We start from the raw sequence: 19607 nt of genomic DNA on the forward strand, positions 1-19607 counted from the left end.
CAGAGCAGTGGGGCCGGCCTTCGGGTCGGCCCTTTTCGTTGTGCCGCTACGACAGCAACGACCCCGCCACCGGCACATCCCGCAGCAACAGCCCGTCCTGGAACGGTGCCGTGACCGGAACCGTCGACAGCTGTGTTCCCCCCAGAGGAATCACGACATTGTTCGAAAGCAGGTCCAGCGGTCCACCGGCCAGCGGGTAGAGCGGTACCGCGCCGAGGCTGCGCAGGCCGGCGTCGTCAGAAGCCTGGGCCGCGCCCGCACAGCCCGGAGCCGCGGCCAACCCGAGGCCGGTCAGCACCGCCGCACTCGCGACACGGCGAACCACGCCGCGATGATTCTCGATCATGTCCGCACAACGACGACGGGTGCCCCGCCGTTACGGCGGAGCACCCGAGCGGCGCAGGCCGGATCCCGAGTCAGATCCCGATGGGATGCCACACGGTCTTGGTCTCCAGGAACGGCTTCATCCGCTTCAGCCCCGGGTCGGCGTTCCAGTCGTATCCGGCGCTCGGCCGGACCACGCGCTTCAGGTTCTCCGCGGCCGCGACCTCCAGGTCCCGCGCCATCTCCGACCCGGGCTCGACGCCGGCCAGGTCCAAGGCGTTCACGTCCAGGTGGGAGGCGAGCCACGGTGCCAGCTCCGCCGTGGAGCCGGTGAGCAGGTTCACCACGCCGTCCGGGACGTCGGACGTCGCCATCACTTCGCCGAGCGTCACCGCCGGTACCGCGCACGCGTCCGGCGCCACGGCGACCACCGTGTTGCCGCCGACGATCGCCGGAGCGATCACCGAGGTCAGGCCGAGCAGTGTCGGCGTCGCCGGGGCCAGTACGGCCACCACGCCGGTCGGCTCCGGAGAGGAGATGTTCCAGTACGGACCCGCCACCGAGTTCGCGGCGCCGAGTACCTGCGAGAGCTTGTCCGACCAGCCCGCGTACCAGACCCATCGGTCCACGGACGCGTCGACCTGGGTGTGGGCCGCGGTCAGGTCCACGCCCTCGACGGTGGCGATCTGCTGCGCGAACTGGTCCCGCCGTTCCTCCAGCATCTCGGCGATCCGGTACAGGACCTGGCCGCGGTTGTACGCCGTCGCCTTTGCCCAGCCCGGCTGGGCGGACCGTGCCGCGCGCACCGCGTCCCGGGCGTCCTTGCGCGAGGCCTGGGCCGCGTTGGCGATGAACTCGCCGCCGGGAGCGGTCACCGTGTAGCTCCGTCCACTCTCCGAACGTGGGAACGCCCCACCGATGTAGAGCTTGTAGGTCTTGCGGACCGAGGAACGGGTCGTCTCAGACATCGAGGTAAGCCTCCAGACCGTGGCGCCCGCCCTCGCGGCCGTACCCGGACTCCTTGTAGCCGCCGAACGGCGAGGTGGGGTCGAAGCGGTTGAACGTGTTGGCCCACACCACGCCGGCGCGCATCCGCTGCGCCAGCCACAGGATCCGCGAGCCCTTGTCGGTCCACACACCGGCGGACAGGCCGTACGCGGTGTTGTTGGCCTTCTCCACGGCCTCGGCCGGGGTCCGGAACGTCAGGACGCTGAGCACCGGTCCGAAGATCTCCTCCCGGGCGATGCGGTGTGCCTGGGAGACGCCGGTGAAGATGGTCGGCGCGAAGAAGTACCCGCGGTCGGGCAGCTCGCACGGCGGCGACCAGCGGGTGGCGCCCTCGGCCTCGCCGGCCTCGGACAGCGTCCGGATCTTCGCCAGCTGCTCGGCGGAGTTGATGGCGCCGATGTCGGTGTTCTTGTCCAGGGGGTCGCCGACGCGCAGGGTCTTCATCCGCTCCCGCAGCCGCTCCACGACCTCCTCGGCCACGGACTCCTGCACCAGCAGGCGCGACCCGGCACAGCACACGTGCCCCTGGTTGAAGAAGATCCCGTCGACGATGCCCTCGACCGCCTGCTCCAGGGGCGCGTCCTCGAAGACCAGGTTCGCCGCCTTGCCGCCGAGCTCCAGCGTGACCTTCTTCGCGGTCCCCGCGACCTGCTTCGCGATCAGCCGCCCGACCTCGGTGGAGCCGGTGAACGCCACCTTGTCGACCCCGGGGTGCGCGACGACCGCCGCGCCGGTCGCGCCGGCGCCGGTGACGATGTTCACCACTCCCGGCGGCAGGTCGGCCTGCTGGCAGATCTCGGCGAACAGCAACGCGGTCAGGGGGGTGGTCTCGGCGGGCTTGAGCACCACCGTGTTGCCGGCGGCCAGGGCCGGCGCCACCTTCCACGCCAGCATCAACAGCGGGAAGTTCCACGGGATCACCTGGCCGGCGACGCCCAGCGGCTTCGGGTCCGGGCCGAGGTTCGCGTGGGCCAGCTTGTCGGCCCAGCCCGCGTAGTAGAAGAAGTGCGCGGCGGCCAGCGGGACGTCGACGTCCCGTGATTCCCGGATCGGCTTGCCGTTGTCCAGCGACTCCAGCACCGCCAGTTCGCGCGCCCGCTCCTGGATGATGCGCGCGATCCGGAAGATGTACTTGGCGCGCTCGCGGCCGGGCAGGCGCGACCACACCTCGTCGTAGGCCCGGCGGGCGGCGGCCACGGCGCGGTCGACGTCCGCCTCGTCGCCCATCGCGACCTCGGCGAGCACCTCCTCGGTCGCCGGGTTCACCGACTTGAAGCTGCCGGCCGAGCCGTCGACGAACTCGCCGCCGACGAACAGGCCGTACGAGGGCTTGAGGTCGACGACCGACCTCGACTCGGGCGCCGGGGCGTATTCGAAGATGCCTGTGTTGGCCATGATCAGTCCACCGTCACGTAGTCGGGGCCGGAGTACACGCCGGTGGCGAGCTTGCGGCGCTGCAGCAGCAGGTCGTTCAGGAGCGACGACGCGCCGAACCGGAACCAGTCCGGGTCCAGCCAGTCCGGCCCGGCCGTCTCGTTCACCGTCACCAGGTACTTGATCGCGTCCTTCGCGGTCCGGATGCCGCCGGCCGGCTTCACGCCGACCTGCCGCCCGGTCTGCGCCCGGAAGTCGCGCACCGCCTCCAGCATCAGCAGCGTCACCGGCAGCGTGGCCGCCGGGCTGACCTTGCCGGTCGACGTCTTGATGAAGTCCGCGCCGGACAGCATCGCCAGCCAGGAGGCCCGCTTGACGTTGTCGTAGGTGGCCAGCTCGCCGGTCTCCAGAATCACCTTCAGGTGCGCGTCGTGGCCGTTGGTCCGGCACGCCGCCTTCACCGCCGCGATCTCCTCGGCGACCGCGGCGTAGCGGCCGGCCAGGAACGCGCCGCGGTCGATGACCATGTCGATCTCGTCCGCGCCGGCCTCGACCGCGGCGACCGTGTCGGCCAGCTTCACCGCCAGCGGCGCGCGGCCGCTGGGGAAGGCGGTGGCCACGGCCGCCACCTTGACGCCGGAACCGGCCAGCGCCTCCTTGGCGGTGCCCACCATGTCGCCGTAGACGCAGATCGCGGCGACGCTGGGGCACTCCGGCTGGTCGGGCTCCGGGCGGATGCCCTTGGCGCACAGCGCCCGGACCTTGCCCGGTGTGTCGGCGCCCTCGAGCGTGGTCAGGTCGACCATCCGCACGGCCAGGTCCAGGGCCTCGGCCTTCGCGGTGGTCTTGATCGATCGGGTTCCCAGCTTGGCGGCCCGGGCGTCGGCGCCGACCTGGTCCACGGGTGGGAGACCGTGGAGGAGGCGGCGCAGGCCCGCGTCGTCGAGGGCGAGTTGTGCGGTCACCAGACACACGGTAGCCGGGGCTTCCTGCCAGGAGAAATGGCAAGGTTGAACAGGGCGGAGCTCCGCTGTTGGGGTGGTGGCGGGAGACGGGTGGGCGATCACTAGTTCGTCACGATTGGCTTCCGATCTCAGTCGCTGGGACGAGGGGTGGCAGAATCGGCACTATGCGACTCAAATCCCCGACCTCGGCGGACGACGCCACCGCGTCGCCCACCGAGAAGCCCACCTCCTACCGCACCGTCGGCTCCCTGGCGACCGGCGCCCTGCTGGTGGTCTTCGGCGCGATCTTCTTGCTCGCGTTCGGGCTGGGCTCCGAGAAGCACCCGGTCGGTGCCATGATCGGCCTGCTCATGATGGTCGCCGGCGTCGTCGGCGGCATCTACCCGGCGGCCTTCAGCTACGGCGAGCACCTCCTGATCCGCAACCCGTTCCGCCGCATCGAGATCGCCTGGCCGCGGGTGGACTCGGTCACGGCCCGGCTGTCGACCGTGGTCGAGACCGTGCCGGAGGACGGCAAGCCCCACAAGTTCACGATCTGGGCCATCCCGGTGTCGATGCACGAGCGCCGCAAGGCGGACCGCGCCGCGAACCGCAAGCTCCGCCAGGCCAAGTCCGAGGCCGCCAAGCGCGCCTCGGGCGCCGGCGACGTCGCGGGCGGCGCGCTGGGCTCCGCGGGCTACGGCCGCCCGCGCGGGTTCCGCGAGGACCCGGTGGACAACCTGGCTTTCGCCGACCAGGCGGTGGCCGAGATGCGGGACCGGAAGCGCATCTGCTCCACCTCGGTCGAGAAGGCGGCGGCGACGAAGGCGACGTGGACCTGGTACACGCTGGCGCCGTTCGGGGTGGCGGTGGCGCTGGTGGTGGCGGCGATCGCCGGGGCGTTCTGAACATCCGGGAAAGAGCTCCGGAAAGCGGAGGGCGGCCGATCGTGGCGATCGGCCGCCCTCCGCTTTCCGCTCCGGGTCCCGGCTACGCGAACTGCCCGAACCACTCCTCCAGCTCAGCCCGCACGGCCGCGATGCGCTTCACCACCGGCCCACGGTCCGCCGCCTCGCGGTCCCCGAGCTCGATGTAGCACTTGAGCTTCGGCTCCGTCCCCGACGGCCGCACCGCGATCCACCCGCCCGCCAGCGCCAGCCGCAGCCCCTGCTCCGGGGGCAGCGCCACCCCGCCGGCGGACAGGTCGCCGACCTCGGTGACCGCCACCCCGCCCAGCGCCGCCGGGGGCGTCCGCCGCAGCGTCCGCATCATGGTCTGGATCTGCTCCGGGTCGTCGCTCCGGATCGACAGCTGGGTCGTGACCAGGTTCCCGGTCACCCGGTCCAGGTCCGCGACGGCGTCCAGCAGCGTCCGGCCCCCGGCCTTCAGCGCGGCCGCGAACTCGGCGGTGACCAGCGCCGCGGAGACCCCGTCCTTGTCGTTGACGTGCCGGGGGTCGACGCAGTACCCGATCGCCTCCTCGTAGCCGAAGGCCAGGTCCGGGACCTTCGAGATCCACTTGAAGCCGGTCAGCGTCCGCGCGTAGCCGACCTTCGCGTCGGCGGCGATCGCGGCCAGGCCCTCGGAGGACACGATCGAGGTCGCGAACGTCCCGCGGCGGCCCGCGGTCGCCAGGTAGTGGCCGAGCAGCATGCCGACGTCGTCGCCGGACAGCCGGCGCCAGCCGCCCGGGGCCGCCGCGTCCGGGACGGCCAGCGCCATCCGGTCGGCGTCCGGGTCGTTGGCGATGATCACGTCCGCGTCGTGCTCCGCCGCCAGGGCGAACGCCAGGTCCAGCGCGCCGGGCTCCTCCGGGTTGGGGAAGGCGACGGTCGGGAAGTCCGGGTCCGGGTCCTGCTGCTCCGGCACGCTGATCGGCTCCGGGAAGCCCGCGTTCGTCAGGACCCGGCGGAACAGCTCGAAGCCGACGCCGTGCATCGCCGTGTAGACGAAGCGCAGGTCCCGGTGCGTGGACTCGGCGACCAGCTCGGCCGACCGCGCCACGTACGCGTCGATCACGTCCTCCGGCACCGCTTCGACGTCCTCCACCGCCCCGCGCGGCACGTCCGCCAGCGCCCCGACCGCGTCGATCTCGGCGGCGATCAGCGCGTCGTTCGGCGTGGTGATCTGCGAACCGTCGCCGAGGTAGACCTTGTAGCCGTTGTCCCGCGCCGGGTTGTGACTCGCGGTCACCATCACGCCGGCCTTCGCGCCCAGACGCAGCACGCTGAACGCCAGCATCGGGGTGGGCAGCTCGCGCGGCATCAGGTACGGCCGGTGCCCGGCGCCGAGCATCACCTCGGCGGTGTCCTCGGCGAACCGCCGGGAGTTGTGCCGGGCGTCGTAGCCGATCGCCACGACCTGGCCGGTGCCGTGCTGTTCGGTGACGAACGCCGCCAGCCCCGCGGCGGCGCGCAGCACCGTCACCCGGTTCATCCGGTTGGGACCGGCGCCGAGCTCGCCGCGCAGGCCCGCGGTGCCGAACTGGAGGCGGCCGTCGAAACGGTCCTCCAGGTAGCCGTGAGCGACGGGGTCGCCGGACTCGGCGGCCTCCAGGAGGTCGGTGAGCTCCGCGCGGGTGGCCGGGTCCGGGTCCTCGGCCAGCCAGGCGCGGGCGGCGGCGAACAGCGCCTCGCCGATGGCGGCGGTCCCGGTCGCCGAGCCGGCGGCCGTGGTGGCGGTCCCGGTCGCCGAGCCGGTGCCGGTCGCCATCCCGGTGCCGGCGCCCTGATCAATGCCCTGTGTCATCGCGTCCCCTTCCGGGCGTCAGATCTTCTCGACGATGCCCCGGAGGAGCGTCCCCAGGGACGCCGCCGACGCCGCGCCGGTCTCCATGACCTCGGTGTGCGACAGCGGCTCGCCGGTCATGCCGGCGGCGAGGTTCGTCACCAGGGAGATACCCATCACCTCGGCCCCCGCCTCGCGGGCGGCGATGGCCTCCAGCGCGGTGGACATGCCGACCAGGTCCGCGCCCCAGGAGCGGAACATCCGGATCTCGGCCGGGGTCTCGAAATGCGGGCCGCGCAGCGCCAGGTAGACGCCCTCGGCCAGACCCGGGTCGACGGTGCGGGCCAGCGCGCGCAGCCGCTCCGAGTACAGGTCGGTGAGGTCCACGAAACGGGCGCCCACGATCGGCGACTCCAGCTGCATGTTCAGGTGGTCGCTGATCAGCACCGGCTGCCCGGCGTGCATGTCGGCCCGCAGGCCGCCGCAGCCGTTGGTGAGCACGACGGTCTTCACGCCGTTGGCCACCGCGGTCCGCACGCCGTGCGCCACCGTGGCCACGCCCCGGCCTTCGTACAGGTGCGTCCGGCCCAGGAACGCCAGGACCTTGTTGCCGCCGACGGTGATCGACCGCACCTTGCCCGCGTGCCCGACCACGGTCGCGGCCGCGAAGCCGGGCAGGGCGTCGACCGGGGACTCCCAGTCGGCGGCGCCGAGCGCGTCCGCGGCCTCGGCCCACCCGGAGCCCATGACCACGGCGACGTCGTGCCGTCCGGCGAGTTCGGTGAGCCGCGCGGCGGCGGTCTCGGCGAGCTGGTAGGGGTCCTCAACGGTGTTCGTCACCCGGTGAGCGTACAGCGCGGGGCGGTTCCGGGCCCCGTGTCAGGCCTCGCCGCAGACCGCGGCCACGGCCGGGACCTGCTCGGTGACCCGGGCGCCGGGGGCGTCGGCCGCCGCCGTGCCGGTCCTGACCGGCTCCGTCGGCACGTCGTCCGCGCGCAGCGTCCGGACCTGCCGCGACATGAACGTCAGCGCCGTCGCGCCGATCATCAGCACCCCGGACCCGATCTGCACGGGCCGCGTCCCCACCGCGTTCGCGGTGGGACCGGCGACCAGCGAGCCCAGCGGCGACGCGCTCAGCGAGCCGAGGGCGTCGTAGGAGTACACCCGGGCCAGCTTGTCCCGCGGGATGTGCCGGTTCAGCGCGACCATCCAGAGGATCATGAAGTACTCGCCGGAGAACCCGGCCAGCACCGTCGAGGCCGCGATCGCCCACACCGGGCCGCCCAGCCCCATCACGATCGGCGGGAGTGCGAAGGTGAAGGTGAGGATCGTGCCGACGAACATCGGCCGCCTCACCTGGTACACCAGCCCGGCGACCCCGCCGAGCAGCACGCCCAGCCCGTCGCAGGAGATGATCGTCGCCCACGCCGCGGCTCCGCCGAGACGGGCCTTGGCCACCTCGGGGCCGATGACCATGAAACCGCCGAACCAGCCGGCGAGCACGACGGCGTAGCACAGGATGACGGCCCACAGCCAGGTCCGTTCGCGCACCTCGACCCAGCCCTCGCGCAGCTCGTGCAGCATGCCGGGGGCCTTCTCCGCGGCGCGCTCCAGGGCGGCGACCGTGATCCGCAGCATCGGCAGGGTGCCGAGCAGCAGCAGGACCGCGTCCAGGGACATCGCCCACCCCGGTCCGAAGGCGGTCACCAGCACGCCGCCCATGGCCGACCCGAGCATCAGCATCGAGGACTGCGCCAGCCGGGACAGGGACGAGGCGGCCTGCATCCGCTCGGCGGGGACCAGGCGCGGCGTCAGCGAGTTGGACGCGGGGTAGAACAGCGCGCCGCCGGTGCCCATCAGGACCGCGGCGAGCAGCAGGTTCCACGTGTGCGCCGCATGGGTGAGCACCAGCAGTCCGGCCAGGCCCTCGCCGGCGGCCGCGGCGAAGTTGGCGGCCATCATGACGCGCTGCGGACGGAAGCGGTCCGCGAGGACGCCGCCGACCAGGGTGAAGACCAGCATCGGGGCCAGCTGCGCGGCCAGCACGAAGGCGACCGCGGCGGCGTCGCCGTCGGGGTGGGCGGCGGACTTCGTCACCGCCAGGACGGCGAAGGAGAGCGCGACGGAGGAGATGCCGGTCGCGGAGGTCGAGAGGAGCCGTTCCAGGAGTATCAGGCGGAACTGGCGGATGCGGAGAACGGTGAGGGACTCGCCGAACGTCTCCTTCAACGTCGGTGACGTCGGTGACGTCGGCGACGGAGCCGTCTCGTGCGTGTGCTCGTGCTCCTGTGAGGGCGCGGCCGCCACGGTGTCCTGGGCGGTGTTGCTCACGGTTATCTACCTGATTTCCATCTAGTCGCGGCCGGACCAGGCTATCCGGTGCCGCCAACACGTTTTCTCCGCCACCCGCCTCCCTCCGCCGCCCGTTGTGGAGCTGCTTCGCGGCACTGTTTTCGATGGGGGACAATGGACATCGTGACTCGGATCGTGATCATCGGCGGTGGACCTGGCGGCTACGAGGCGGCTCTGGTGGCCTCCCGGCTCGGCGCGGACGTCGTGCTCGTCGAGGCTGAAGGGGTGGGCGGGGCGTCGGTCCTGACGGACTGCGTGCCGTCCAAGACGCTGATCGCGACCGCGGACGTGATGTCGTCGTTCGAGTCGGCCGACGAACTGGGGATCCGCATCGGCGGGGTGTCCGTCGGCGGCAGCTGTGTGACCGGTGTGAACCTGGACAAGGTGAACCGCCGGGTGAAGGACCTGGCCTCGGCGCAGTCGGTGGACATCGGGGAGTCGCTGAGCAAGGCCGGCGTGCAGATCATCAGGGGCCGCGGGCGGCTGACGCCGGACCGGCAGGTCGAGGTGGACCTCCCGGACGGGACCGTGACGCTGTACCACGCGGACGTGATCCTGCTGGCGACCGGCGTGCGGCCGCGCGAGGTGCCGGAGGCCATGCCGGACGGTGAGCGGATCCTGAACTGGAAGCAGGTCTACAACCTCAAGGAGCTTCCGCCGGAGCTGATCGTGGTCGGGTCCGGCGTGACCGGCGCCGAGTTCGCCGGGGCGTACCAGGCGCTGGGGTCGGCGGTGACGCTGGTGTCCTCGCGCGACCGCGTGCTGCCGGGCGAGGACGCGGACGCCGCGGAGGTGCTGGAGAGCGTGTTCCGGCGGCGCGGGATGCGCGTGCTGTCGCGCTCGCGGGCGGCGTCGGCGGTGCGCAAGGGCGACCGGGTGGTCGTGACGCTGGAGGACGGGCGGACGGTCGAGGGCTCGCACGTGCTGATGGCGGTCGGTTCCCTGCCGAACACGGAGGGCCTGGGCCTGGAGGAGGCCGGCGTCGAGCTGACCAGGAGCGGGCACATCGAGGTCGACCGGGTGTCGCGGACCTCGGCGCCGGGGGTGTACGCGGCCGGCGACGTCACGGGCGTGCTGCTGCTGGCCTCGGTGGCGGCGATGCAGGGCCGGATCGCGATGTACCACGCGCTGGGGGAGGCGGTGTGGCCCATCAACCTGAAGCGGGTGTCGTCGAACATCTTCACCAGCCCCGAGGTGGCCACGGTCGGCCAGACGAACGTGAAGGCGCAGAACGACTCGCCGGGGTTCAACGAGTACAAGCTGGCGCTGGACTCGAACCCGCGGGCGAAGATGCTGGGCTTCAAGGACGGCTTCGTGAAGCTGTTCTCGCGGAAGGGGTCGGACACCGTGGTCGGCGGGGTCGTCGTGGCTCCGCGGGCCAGCGAGCTGATCCACCCGATCACGATGGCGGTGGACCTGCACTTGACGGTGGACCAGGTGGCCTCGGTGTTCACGGTCTATCCGTCTTTGTCGGGGTCCGTGGCCGAGGCGGCGCGGCGGCTGCACGCGGACGTCAAGGACGAGGACTGAGCGGTTCCCCCGCCGGGGGGCTTGTTTCCCGGGCCGCCGACACGTCAGGATGGCCGTTCCGGACACGGTTACCGGTCGGTATCTTGGGGGCAGCCACGTGAAGTTCTCGCATCGCAGCACACTGGTCCAGGTCGGGGCCGCGCTGGTGCTCGGCGGCGCCGCGGTGGGCGTGGCGGTGTACTGGAGTTCCCCGGACCACCCGGACCCGTGCAAGCCCGCGACGCAGGAGGCTGCGAACCTCACCGGTTCGAACCTCTGCAAGGCGCTGCGGAAGGCGGATCTGCCGACCGTCCTGGGCATCCCGAAGGCGAAGACGGAGTTCGGCGGGGCGATGGCCCAGCCGGGCGCGAACGGTGCCGAGCCGTCGGTCCACGTGCTGTACACCGCGGGCCCGTACGAGGTGATCGTCGCGACGCACAGGCCGGGGTCGGTGAAGGAGACGGAGAAGGTCGCCGGACACTCCGCGACCCTGGTGACCGGCACCGCGGGCGGGCGGCAGCTGTACAACCTGGTGGTGAGCTACGACGCCGCGGGCAGCGGGTTCTACTCGGTCGACGTGTTGAAGACCGACGGCACGACGATGACGCAGGACGACTCGGCGCGCCTGGAGCGGGCGGTGGCGGAGAAGGTGCTGCCGACGCTGCCCGAGTGGAAGTAGCGGCCGGGCGGCCGGCGTGGGGCCGGCCGCCGTTCGGCGTCCCTACAGGTGGCGTGCGGATCAGGCCTTGGTACGGGCCATGGCGTAGCGGCGCAGCGCGAAGCCGCCACCGGCCAGGGTCACGGCGCCCAGGGCGACGAAGAGGACGCCGCCGTTCGCCCCGGTGTGGGCCAGGCTGCCGGTCGACGAGGTCGAAGGACTCGTGGTCGGCGCCGGGCTGGTCGGCGCGGCGCTGGTCGGCGCAGTGCTGGTGGGGGCGGTGCTTGCAGAGCTGTGAGGGGTGCTCGGGCTCGTGGTGGCGCCGGTCGTGCCGCCGGTGGTGCCCCCGGTGGTGCCGCCGGTCGTCCCGCCGGTGGTGCCCCCCGTGGTCCCGCCGGTCGTGCCGCCTGTGGTCCCACCCGTCGTGCCGCCCGTCGTGCCGCCCGTCGTGCCGCCCGTCGTGCCGCCCGTCGTGCCGCCCGGAGTGGGGCAGTCGACCCAGAAGACCTTCTGCTTGTCCTTCCCGTTCTCGCCCTCGAAGTGCCAGAACAGCTTGTAGTGGCCGTTCGGGAGGGTGATCGGGGTGGTCGCGCCGTTGCCGTCCTTCAGGGTGATGTCGCCGGAGGCCGCTTCGGCGCCCTTGTCCTCGCCGGGAGCCCACTTGTCGATGTACCAGTGGACTGACTGGAGGGTGTCGAAGTTGAAGGCGTCCAGATAGAACTTGCAGACGTGGGGCTCGTTGTCCGGTTCGGGCGTCGGGGTGTCGACCTTGTGGATCTTCACGTCGCCGTTGTCGCCGGGGACGGGCTGGGACGGGGCGGCGTGGGCGGTGCCAGCCGTGGCGAGGGCGAGGGCTGCCACTCCCATGGCCACCCGGAAGCCCGTGCGCAGACGAGGGTCGTTCACTGATGGTCCCCAATCGCGGGTGATCGAATGACTGGTTCGCGCGGGACCATCCCTTCCTGCGCTGTCCGCAGGCTACCAAAGAGCGGCTGGCTGGAAAGCCCTGACCAGCTCTTTGGCGAGGGAACTAGTACGAAAACACGTGGAATGACGTAGACGGCCGGCGCTGGGCCGACCGTCTACGTCGTATTGTCAACGCCTTGGCGAGCGTCGGTGGGTGTCGGTGAGCGTTGGTGTGCGGTTACCAGTCCCCGCCGCCGCCCCAGTCGGAGCCGCCGGAGTCGCCGCCGCCGCCCCAGTCGCCCCCGCCGCCCCAGTCGGAGCCGCCGCCGAAATCGCCCCAGCCGCCGGAGTCGCCGCCGCTCCCGCCATCGCCGCCGCCGTCGCCCCAGCCGCCGCCGTCGGGACCGCCGCCGTCGCCGTAGTAGTTGTTCTCGACGTAGGTGTCGTGGCCGCCGAAGCCGCCGAGCATCGAACCCATCAGGGTGCCGACCAGGATGGCCGGGAGGACGTCACCGCCGAAGTAGCCGCCGGCCCAGGGCCCGTACACCGGCCCGGCGTTGTAGTACGGCTGCGGGCCGTAGGCGGTCTCGACCTGGCGCACCTGTGGCTGCAGGCCTTCGCCGACCCGGGTCATGTCCATGGCGCAGGCGGGGACCGAGCGGGAGGCGCCGCCGGGCGGGGCCCAGGTCACGTCGCCGACCGAGGGCCCGTGGCGCGGGTCGAAGAAGCACGGGGGACGACGCTCGGGAAGCGGCGTGCCCCTGCGGCGGGCGTCGAGGGTGGCCAGCGCGAAGCGTCCGTCCTCCAGGGCCTCGGTGACGTTCTTCATGTCGTCGGGTTTCCGCGCCGCCGAGGCGGCCGCCTTCGCCGCCTCGTACTGGTCGAGGGCTTTGCTGTAGTCGCGGCGCATGTCGTCGGTAGCGCCAGGGTCGCTGGGGGAGAAGTCGAGGTCGTCCAGGATCTCGCCGTAGGCGGTGATGTCCTCGTCCACCGCCTTCTTGAGACCGGCCAGCTCGGCGTCGCGCTTGGCCTTGGCCCGCTTCTTCTTGCGGCTGTTCACGGCCAGGTACGCGCCGCCGCCGGCGAGGGCCAGGACCGCGACGCCGATCAGGACGCCTCCCGCGCCGCCGCCGTTGTTCTTGGAGTCGGCCTTCGGCTTGACACGGCCGTCGGCGATGATCGCCGAGTCGGTGGAGGAGATGAACGACGACACGATGGTGTTCAGGTCCCCACCGCCTCCGGCCGCTGCTGTCCTGGCAAGGCCGTCGGCCTGGCCGGGGCGAAGCGTCCCGGAGAAGTCGAGAGCATGGAAGTAATTGCCGATGTTCGCGGCGTACACGCCGTTCTTCCCGACCTTGTTGTGCAGTTGCCCGAGGAGTGTGGGCTGCTTGAGCGTCGGGGTGTCCGGCAAGATGGCCACGAACACCGGGACCCCGGACTTCATGCCCTTGATCTGCGACACCAGCGCGTCGACCTGCGACGCAGACAGCGACGGCGAAGCGTCGGGAGCCACATAGACCGGCTTGTCCTTCAGCGCCGCGGCGACCGAGTCGACGGTCGTCTCGGCATGCGCGGGCCGGACCCCGAACGCGACAGCGGAGAGAAGAAAAGCGACACTCGCAAGCAGAACGGCGAAAGCCCTGCTTCCCCGGCGAGTCGCTACAGCTAGATCCATATCCCGAGGCTAGCCGAAACCACTGGCGAAGGCCCGCGTCACGAGTGCTCGTGACGCGGGCCGAAAAGCCGTTTCGGTGATCAGTCCTTGATCTCGCAGAGCACGGTCCCGGCCGTGACCGTGGCTCCGACCTCGGCCGCGATGGACGTGACGGTCCCGGCCTTGTGCGCGTTGATCGGCTGCTCCATCTTCATCGCCTCCAGCACGACGACGAGGTCCCCGGCCGCGACCTCCTGGCCGTCCTCCACCGCGACCTTGACGATCGTGCCCTGCATCGGAGCGGTCAGCGAGTCGCCCGACGCGGCGGCTCCCGCCTTCCTCCCGCCGCCGCGCTTCGGCGCCGCCTTCGCCGCGCCGCGCGATCCGCCGCCGGCGGCCGACACCCCCAGCTCGGCCGGCAGCGTCACCTCCAGGCGCTTGCCGCCGACCTCGACCGTGACCTTCGTCCGCTCCGCGGCCTCCGCGCCCTCGCCGGCCGTACCGGCGTACGGCGGGATCCGGTTGTCGAACTCGGTCTCGATCCAGCGGGTGTGGACCTTGAACGGCTGCGCCGGGTCCTCCGGGGTGAAGGCCGGGTCGCTCATCACCGCGACGTGGAACGGCAGCGCGGTCGGCATGCCGTCGATCTCGAACTCGGCCAGGGCGCGGCGGGCGCGCTCCACGGCCTGCCGCCGGTCGCGGCCGCTGACGATCAGCTTGGCCAGCAGCGAGTCGAAGTTCTGGCCGATCTCGGCGCCCTGCTCGATGCCGGAGTCCAGGCGGACGCCGGGGCCGGACGGCGGGCGCCAGGTGGTGACCGCGCCGGGCGCCGGGAGGAAGTTGCGGCCCGGGTCCTCGCCGTTGATGCGGAACTCGAAGGAGTGGCCGCGGATCTCCGGGTCGCCGTAGCCGAGTTCCTCGCCGTCGGCGATCCGGAACATCTCGCGGACCAGGTCGATGCCGGTGACCTCCTCGGTGACCGGGTGCTCGACCTGCAGGCGGGTGTTCACCTCCAGGAAGGAGATGGTGCCGTCCTGGCCGACGAGGAACTCGCAGGTGCCGGCGCCGACGTAGCCGGCCTCCTTGAGGATGGCCTTGGAGGCGCGGTAGAGCTCGGCCATCTGCTCCTCGGACAGGAACGGGGCCGGGGCCTCCTCGACCAGCTTCTGGTGCCGGCGCTGCAGGGAGCAGTCGCGGGTGGAGACCACGACGACGTTCCCGTGCTGGTCGGCCAGGCACTGGGTCTCGACGTGGCGGGGGCGGTCCAGGTAGCGCTCGACGAAGCACTCGCCGCGGCCGAAGGCGGTGACCGCCTCGCGGACCGCCGACTCGTAGAGCTCGGGGATCTCCTCCAGCGTGCGGGCCACCTTCAGGCCGCGGCCGCCGCCGCCGAAGGCCGCCTTGATGGCCACCGGCAGGCCGTTCTCGCGGGCGAAGGCGACGACCTCGTCGGCGCCGGAGACCGGATCCGGGGTGCCGGCGACCAGCGGGGCGCCGGCGCGCTGGGCGATGTGCCGGGCCGCGACCTTGTCGCCGAGCGCGGTGATGGCGTCCGGGGACGGGCCGATCCAGGTCAGGCCCGCGTCCAGGACCGCCTGGGCGAACTGCGCGTTCTCGGCCAGGAAGCCGTAGCCGGGGTGGACCGCGTCGGCGCCGGAGTCCGCGGCGGCCTTCAGGATCTTGTCGATGACCAGGTAGGAGTCGCCGGGCGTGGAACCGCCCAGGGCGTACGCCTCGTCGGCGACCCGGACGTGCAGGGCGTCCCGGTCCGGGTCGGCGTAGACCGCGACCGAACCGATGCCGGCGTCCTTGCACGCGCGGGCGATCCGGACGGCGATCTCGCCACGGTTGGCGATCAGAACCTTGCGCACAGCCGCAATCCCTTCCCAGTGGGTGACGTTTCGCAGTTTAGGGCCGCGCGCGGGAAGCGGCCCCATGATGCGGACGTGGTTCGCGCCACTTGTGTGCGGTCCGGCTGCCGGCCCCCCGCCCTTCCGACGTCACTTTTCTCCCTCTCAAGGTGGATGCGTCCTCGAACCGCGAAGGCTAGGCTTTCCCTCGAACGCGATACAACGCGACACCTATTGGGGGACTCGATGAGCGGCGAAGGCTCCTGGGACGGCCGCAGCGCCGAGGAGGTCCTGTACGAGGCGCGTAAAGCGCTGTACGTGATGGTCGGCTTCATCGCCGTCATCTGGGCGGCGCAGGTGGTGAACAGCGCGCTGGACTACCGGCTGTCCAACCACTTCGGGATCGTCCCGCGCAGCGTCGGCCACCTCGGCGACATCTTCTCCGCCCCCTTCCTGCACTACAGCTGGCAGCACATCGAGAGCAACAGCGGCCCGCTGTTCGTCTTCGGCTTCCTGGCCGCCTACCGGGGCGTCCGCAAGTTCCTGATGGTCACCCTGGTCATCGTCTGCAGCAGTGGCCTGATGGTCTGGTTCGCCCAGGGCAACTCCAACACCGTCGGCGCCTCCGGGCTGGTCTACGGCTACTTCGCCTACGTCGTGGTCAAGGGCCTGTTCGACCGGCACCTGGTGGACGTCCTCATCGGCTGCGTCATGGCCCTGTCCTACGCCTATCTGCTCACGGCCGCGCTGCCCGGCGTGCCGCACGTGTCCTGGCTCGGCCACCTCGGCGGCGCCGTCGGCGGCGTGCTGGCCGGCTGGCTGCTGCGCGAGCGCGGTCTGACCGCGGTCGGCGGCGGCGAGGGCCGGGAGGGCCGCGAGGTCACCGGCGGTGAGCCGGGGCTGGCGGACACCGCGATCCTTTCGTCTACGTCTGGTGACGGTGGCCGGAAATCGAAGAAGGGCGGTAGTCTCCCGGGCAGCCCGCGCTCTGATCTCCTGAAGGAGTTGGACGACCTCGGGCTGTAGGTTCCCGGGAAGCGTGGGTGGGGTGCGGATGCGGCGCGGAGCACGGTCGATCGTCACAGGTGTCGCCGGAGCCTGTGCCCTCGGACTGGCGTGGGGCGTGGCCGCGGCGTCGCCGGCGCTGGCCGCGCGCGGATCGGGCTCGATGGTCCTGTCGCCCAGCCACGGCAACGCGCAGACCGTCTTCACCGCGACCTTCCACCTGAGCGGGAACAACGGCCCGGGCGCCTGCGTGGGCGCCCAGGTGGACTTCGCCTTCGACAACCAGCCGGTCGGTTCGGCGCCGATGGACGGGTCCTGTTCGGCGTCCGCCCAGATGCAGGTGCCGCTGGGCGCCACGCCCGGCGGGCACAAGGTGCGTGGGACGGTCAGCGGCGGGACCGCCGCCTCGGCCAACGCCACGTTCACGGTGGACGGCGGACCGTCGCCGACGTCGACGACGCCGACCAGTACGACCAGCTCCACGAAGAGCGCCCCGCCGTCCTGGGCGAACTCCACCACGCCGTACATCCCGTGGACCGCGCCGGCGTTCCGAAGCCAGGCGATCCCGACCTCGACCGGGCCCTGCGACACCTCCGGTCCGCACGCTCCGGCCGCCGACAAGGGCTTCCTGATGATCCCGGCCTACTCCGCCGGGGACCACCCGAAGAACACCGGTTCCACGCTGATATCCGAGCCCGCGTCCGGAGCGCTGCCGATCACGTCGGTCGGGCCGGCCGGCATGGTCCCCCCGCTACTCGGGGACGGCCGGCACCCGTACCAGTACCTGGAGCTGCTGGAGACGATCGACCCGAACGTCTCGCCGAAGCTGCGGCTGGGCGCGGCCGCCGGCGAGCCCTTCAGCTGCCTGCACGTGGAGTCCTTCGGCGGCCCCGGCAGCGGCTACGGCTACCTGTCCTACGCGCTCAAGGACGCGCTGGTGATCAGCGTGCAGGACGTCAACGCGGACGGCAGCCCGTTCGTGGTCGCGACGCCGACCGCGGCGCCGTCGACCCCGGTGCCGGCGTCGTCCCCCGCCGCGAAGGGCGGCAAGCCCGCGGCGCCGGCCCCCTCGACCCCGGCCGGGCCGAAGGCCAAGTTCGAGAAGGTCGTGCTCGGCTACACCTCGCTGACCTGGGAGTACCAGGAGCCCTCCGGCGCGCAGGCGCCGATCCACCGCGGCGCCGGAACCATCCAGCCGCCGGCCCCGGCCCCTCCGCTGTCCTATTCCAACCTGGTCTTCGCCTTCGGCGGCCTGGTCGCCGCGACGGTGGCGCTGATGTTCGCCTACCACTCGCGGCGGCGCGACCTCGCGCGGCGGGCGCGGCGGCAGAAGGCGTCACACGCCTCCTAGCCGCCTCACCCGCCGGACGGTTCAGCTGATACCGACGGTTCAGCCGAAGCTGACGTCCGCGGTCTGCACCGTCCCCGCGGTGCGGCCCGGCGCCTCGTGGTACTGCCAGTACAGGTTCGTGTGCGCGATGACCAGGTCCGGGGTCGGCGCGCCGTAGGAGGAGTTGTCCTCGGTGGTGTGCGCGTCGCTGACCAGCAGCGCGTCGTAGCCGCGGACCAGGGCGCCGTGCAGCGTGGAGCGCACGCAGACGTCGGTCTGCGCGCCGGTCACCACCAGCCGGCCCACGCCCAGCCCGGCCAGCACCTTCTCCAAATCGGTGTCCTCGAACGAGTCCGGATACGCCTTCTGCACGTTCGGCTCCTCGTCCCGGGGATCCAGCTCCGGCACGATCTTCCACGGCTCCTCGCCCGCGACCAGGTTCTCCGGGTCGTTGTGCTGGATCCAGACCACCGGGACCTCCGCCGCGCGGGCCTTGCCGACGACCGTGCCGATGTTCCCGACGACTTCGTCGCGCTGGTGGCCGTTCGCGACCACGCCGTTCTGCACGTCGATGACCAGCACCGCGGTGCGGGGGCGGTTTTCGAGAGTAGTCATCCCCCCAACGTAGCCGCGCCCTCTGACGATCGCTTCCTCGTTCACAGGGAGTAGCGCAACCTCTTGATCCCGTTGATGAAACTGGACGTCAGCCGGTCCGGCTCGCCGACGCTGCGGATCCGTGGCGCCCGCGCGAACAGCTCGCGGAGCAGCACCGTCATCTCCGTCCGCGCCAGGTGCGCCCCCAGGCAGAAGTGCGGGCCCGGGCCCCCGAAGCTCAGATGCGGGTTGGGGCTGCGGGTGATGTCGAACCGGTCCGGGTCGGCGAACACCGCAGGATCGCGGTTCGCGGCGTTGTAGAACAGCAGGACCTTGTCGCCCTTCTTCAGCGGCTGGCCGTTGAGGTCGTAGTCGCGAGTCAGGGTCCGGCGGAACTGCGTCACCGGTGTGGCGTAGCGCAGGATCTCGTCCAGGGCGCCGACGATGTGCCGGTCGAAGTCGCTCTGCAGCAGCTCCATCTGGTCCGGGTGGTCGGTGAGCAGCTTCAGCCCGTGCGACAGGGCGGTGCGCGTGGTCTCGTTGCCGGCCACCACCAGCAGGATGAAGAAGGACCCGAACTCCTGGTCGGTCAGCGCCTCGCCCTCCAGGTCGGCGTTGACCAGCTTCGAGGTCAGATCGCCGGTGGGCCGCAGCCGGCGCTCGCGTCCCAGGCCCGCGGCCAGGCGGTGCAGGCTCCGTCCGGCCTGGACCAGGCGGGCCATGGCGACCGGGCCGACGAGTCTGGTCCGCAGCCATCCGGCGTCCTCCGGCACCCCCGTGTACTCCGGGTCGCCGCCGGCCAGTATGCGGTTGGTGTGCGCCAGGACCATGGCGTGACGGTCGGCGGGGATGCCCATCATGTCGCAGATGACCTGCATCGGAAGCCGGGCGGCGGCCTCGGCGACGAAGTCCCCGGACCGGTTCGCCAGCAGGGTGTCGACGATCCGGGTCGAGGTGGCCCGGATGTCTTCCATCAGCCCGGAGACCATCTTCGGCGTGAAGGCGCGGGACACGATCCGCCGCAGCCGGGCGTGCCGGGGATCGTCCATGTTGATCATGGAGCCGAAGTAGGTGGCCAGGTAGCGCGGCATGTCCGGGATGCTGTTGGAGGCCGGTTCGCTGCTGAAGACGTCCGGGTGCCGGCTGGCCTCGACCACGTCGGCGTGCCGGGTCAGCGCGTAGTAGCCGGCTCCGGGCTTGATCAGCGGGAACCGGGGCTCGGCGAACAGCGGGGCGCCCGGGCGGGCCCGGAGCTCGGCGAAGGCGGCCATCCGCTGGTCGTAGGGCAGCGTCCAGAAACGCAGGTCGGACAGGTCGATGTCGACACCCATGCCTGCCATGTTGACGTCGAGGGCTGATATGTCAAGCATGT

Annotated in this window: 17 protein-coding genes; 5 read left to right on the forward strand and 12 right to left on the reverse strand. The window is 71.7% G+C overall.

Going from position 1 to position 19607, the window contains the following annotated elements; translation table 11 throughout:
• Positions 1-46: 46 nt before the first annotated feature.
• From ABD466_RS17640 to deoC, 4 genes are all read right to left on the reverse strand, one after another.
• The gene (locus tag ABD466_RS17640) at positions 47-325 is read right to left on the reverse strand and encodes a hypothetical protein (protein WP_344658158.1); all 279 of its coding nucleotides are present in this window, start codon (positions 323-325) and stop codon (positions 47-49) included.
• 91 nt (positions 326-416) lie between these two features.
• Positions 417-1292 (reverse strand): aldehyde dehydrogenase family protein, encoded by an 876-nt coding sequence (locus ABD466_RS17645; protein WP_344658159.1) that lies wholly within the window; start codon positions 1290-1292, stop codon positions 417-419.
• Positions 1285-2712: an aldehyde dehydrogenase family protein gene (locus tag ABD466_RS17650; protein ID WP_344658195.1), complete on the reverse strand. Its 1428-nt coding sequence runs from the start codon at positions 2710-2712 to the stop codon at positions 1285-1287. Before ABD466_RS17650 ends, ABD466_RS17645 begins: the two co-directional genes overlap by 8 nt.
• A 17-nt stretch (positions 2713-2729) precedes the next feature.
• On the reverse strand, positions 2730-3671 hold the full coding sequence (gene deoC / locus ABD466_RS17655) for a deoxyribose-phosphate aldolase (protein WP_344658160.1): 942 nt from the start codon (positions 3669-3671) through the stop codon (positions 2730-2732).
• A gap of 164 nt (positions 3672-3835) precedes the next feature.
• Here deoC and ABD466_RS17660 point away from each other — a divergent pair, with 164 nt between their 5' ends.
• A complete protein-coding gene (locus tag ABD466_RS17660; RefSeq protein WP_344658161.1) occupies positions 3836-4558 on the forward strand; it encodes a hypothetical protein in 723 nt (240 codons plus the stop codon).
• An 82-nt stretch (positions 4559-4640) separates the two neighbouring features.
• Here ABD466_RS17660 and ABD466_RS17665 read toward each other — a convergent pair whose 3' ends face one another.
• From ABD466_RS17665 to ABD466_RS17675, 3 genes are read right to left on the reverse strand one after another with little or no spacing between them, the layout of a single operon-like run.
• Positions 4641-6398: a phospho-sugar mutase gene (locus tag ABD466_RS17665; RefSeq protein ID WP_344658162.1), complete on the reverse strand. Its 1758-nt coding sequence runs from the start codon at positions 6396-6398 to the stop codon at positions 4641-4643.
• A gap of 18 nt (positions 6399-6416) precedes the next feature.
• Complete coding sequence (locus ABD466_RS17670) at positions 6417-7217, reverse strand: purine-nucleoside phosphorylase (RefSeq protein WP_425558673.1); 801 nt, start codon at positions 7215-7217, stop codon at positions 6417-6419.
• Between the two features lie 39 nt (positions 7218-7256).
• Positions 7257-8708, reverse strand: a complete 1452-nt coding sequence (locus tag ABD466_RS17675) for an MFS transporter (protein ID WP_344658163.1) — start codon at positions 8706-8708, stop codon at positions 7257-7259.
• 135 nt (positions 8709-8843) lie between these two features.
• Here ABD466_RS17675 and ABD466_RS17680 point away from each other — a divergent pair, with 135 nt between their 5' ends.
• Both ABD466_RS17680 and ABD466_RS17685 read left to right on the forward strand, forming a co-directional pair.
• The gene (locus ABD466_RS17680) at positions 8844-10259 is read left to right on the forward strand and encodes an NAD(P)H-quinone dehydrogenase (protein WP_344658164.1); all 1416 of its coding nucleotides are present in this window, start codon (positions 8844-8846) and stop codon (positions 10257-10259) included.
• 97 nt (positions 10260-10356) lie between these two features.
• Positions 10357-10917, forward strand: coding sequence for a DUF6215 domain-containing protein (locus ABD466_RS17685; RefSeq protein WP_344658165.1), 561 nt, complete (start codon positions 10357-10359; stop codon positions 10915-10917).
• 60 nt (positions 10918-10977) lie between these two features.
• Here the strand turns inward: ABD466_RS17685 and ABD466_RS17690 are convergent, their stop codons facing one another.
• The 3 genes from ABD466_RS17690 to ABD466_RS17700 form a co-directional block, all read right to left on the reverse strand.
• Positions 10978-11802, reverse strand: a complete 825-nt coding sequence (locus ABD466_RS17690; RefSeq protein WP_344658166.1) for an LPXTG cell wall anchor domain-containing protein — start codon at positions 11800-11802, stop codon at positions 10978-10980.
• 238 nt (positions 11803-12040) lie between these two features.
• On the reverse strand, positions 12041-13477 hold the full coding sequence (locus ABD466_RS17695; protein WP_344658167.1) for a hypothetical protein: 1437 nt from the start codon (positions 13475-13477) through the stop codon (positions 12041-12043).
• An 80-nt stretch (positions 13478-13557) separates the two neighbouring features.
• Entirely contained in the window at positions 13558-15327 is a 1770-nt protein-coding gene (locus ABD466_RS17700; protein WP_344658168.1) for an acetyl/propionyl/methylcrotonyl-CoA carboxylase subunit alpha, read from the reverse strand.
• A gap of 225 nt (positions 15328-15552) precedes the next feature.
• Here ABD466_RS17700 and ABD466_RS17705 point away from each other — a divergent pair, with 225 nt between their 5' ends.
• On the forward strand, positions 15553-16332 hold the full coding sequence (locus ABD466_RS17705) for a rhomboid family intramembrane serine protease (protein WP_344658169.1): 780 nt from the start codon (positions 15553-15555) through the stop codon (positions 16330-16332).
• 28 nt (positions 16333-16360) lie between these two features.
• Complete coding sequence (locus ABD466_RS17710) at positions 16361-17662, forward strand: hypothetical protein (RefSeq protein ID WP_344658170.1); 1302 nt, start codon at positions 16361-16363, stop codon at positions 17660-17662.
• Positions 17663-17701: 39 nt separating this feature from the next.
• Here the strand turns inward: ABD466_RS17710 and ABD466_RS17715 are convergent, their stop codons facing one another.
• Together ABD466_RS17715 and ABD466_RS17720 are read right to left on the reverse strand one after the other, a co-directional pair.
• Positions 17702-18256: an isochorismatase family protein gene (locus tag ABD466_RS17715; protein WP_344658171.1), complete on the reverse strand. Its 555-nt coding sequence runs from the start codon at positions 18254-18256 to the stop codon at positions 17702-17704.
• 41 nt (positions 18257-18297) lie between these two features.
• Positions 18298-19605 carry a cytochrome P450 gene (locus ABD466_RS17720; RefSeq protein ID WP_344658172.1) on the reverse strand — a complete coding sequence of 436 codons (1308 nt, stop codon included), beginning with the start codon at positions 19603-19605 and terminating at the stop codon, positions 18298-18300.
• Positions 19606-19607: the final 2 nt, after the last annotated feature.

The organism is Catenulispora subtropica, from assembly GCF_039531675.1.
In the GTDB taxonomy this organism is placed as follows: domain Bacteria; phylum Actinomycetota; class Actinomycetes; order Streptomycetales; family Catenulisporaceae; genus Catenulispora; species Catenulispora subtropica.

Excerpts from the sequence above, each read along its gene's own strand:
- ABD466_RS17710 (WP_344658170.1), top strand. The coding sequence starts at position 16,361 with ATGCGGCGCGGAGCACGGTCGATCGTCACAGGTGTCGCCGGAGCCTGT.
- ABD466_RS17680 (WP_344658164.1), top strand. The coding sequence starts at position 8,844 with ATGGACATCGTGACTCGGATCGTGATCATCGGCGGTGGACCTGGCGGC.
- ABD466_RS17715 (WP_344658171.1), bottom strand. The coding sequence starts at position 18,256 with ATGACTACTCTCGAAAACCGCCCCCGCACCGCGGTGCTGGTCATCGAC.
- ABD466_RS17695 (WP_344658167.1), bottom strand. The coding sequence starts at position 13,477 with ATGGATCTAGCTGTAGCGACTCGCCGGGGAAGCAGGGCTTTCGCCGTT.
- ABD466_RS17665 (WP_344658162.1), bottom strand. The coding sequence starts at position 6,398 with ATGACACAGGGCATTGATCAGGGCGCCGGCACCGGGATGGCGACCGGC.
- ABD466_RS17645 (WP_344658159.1), bottom strand. The coding sequence starts at position 1,292 with ATGTCTGAGACGACCCGTTCCTCGGTCCGCAAGACCTACAAGCTCTAC.
- ABD466_RS17720 (WP_344658172.1), bottom strand. The coding sequence starts at position 19,605 with ATGCTTGACATATCAGCCCTCGACGTCAACATGGCAGGCATGGGTGTC.
- ABD466_RS17660 (WP_344658161.1), top strand. The coding sequence starts at position 3,836 with ATGCGACTCAAATCCCCGACCTCGGCGGACGACGCCACCGCGTCGCCC.
- ABD466_RS17705 (WP_344658169.1), top strand. The coding sequence starts at position 15,553 with ATGAGCGGCGAAGGCTCCTGGGACGGCCGCAGCGCCGAGGAGGTCCTG.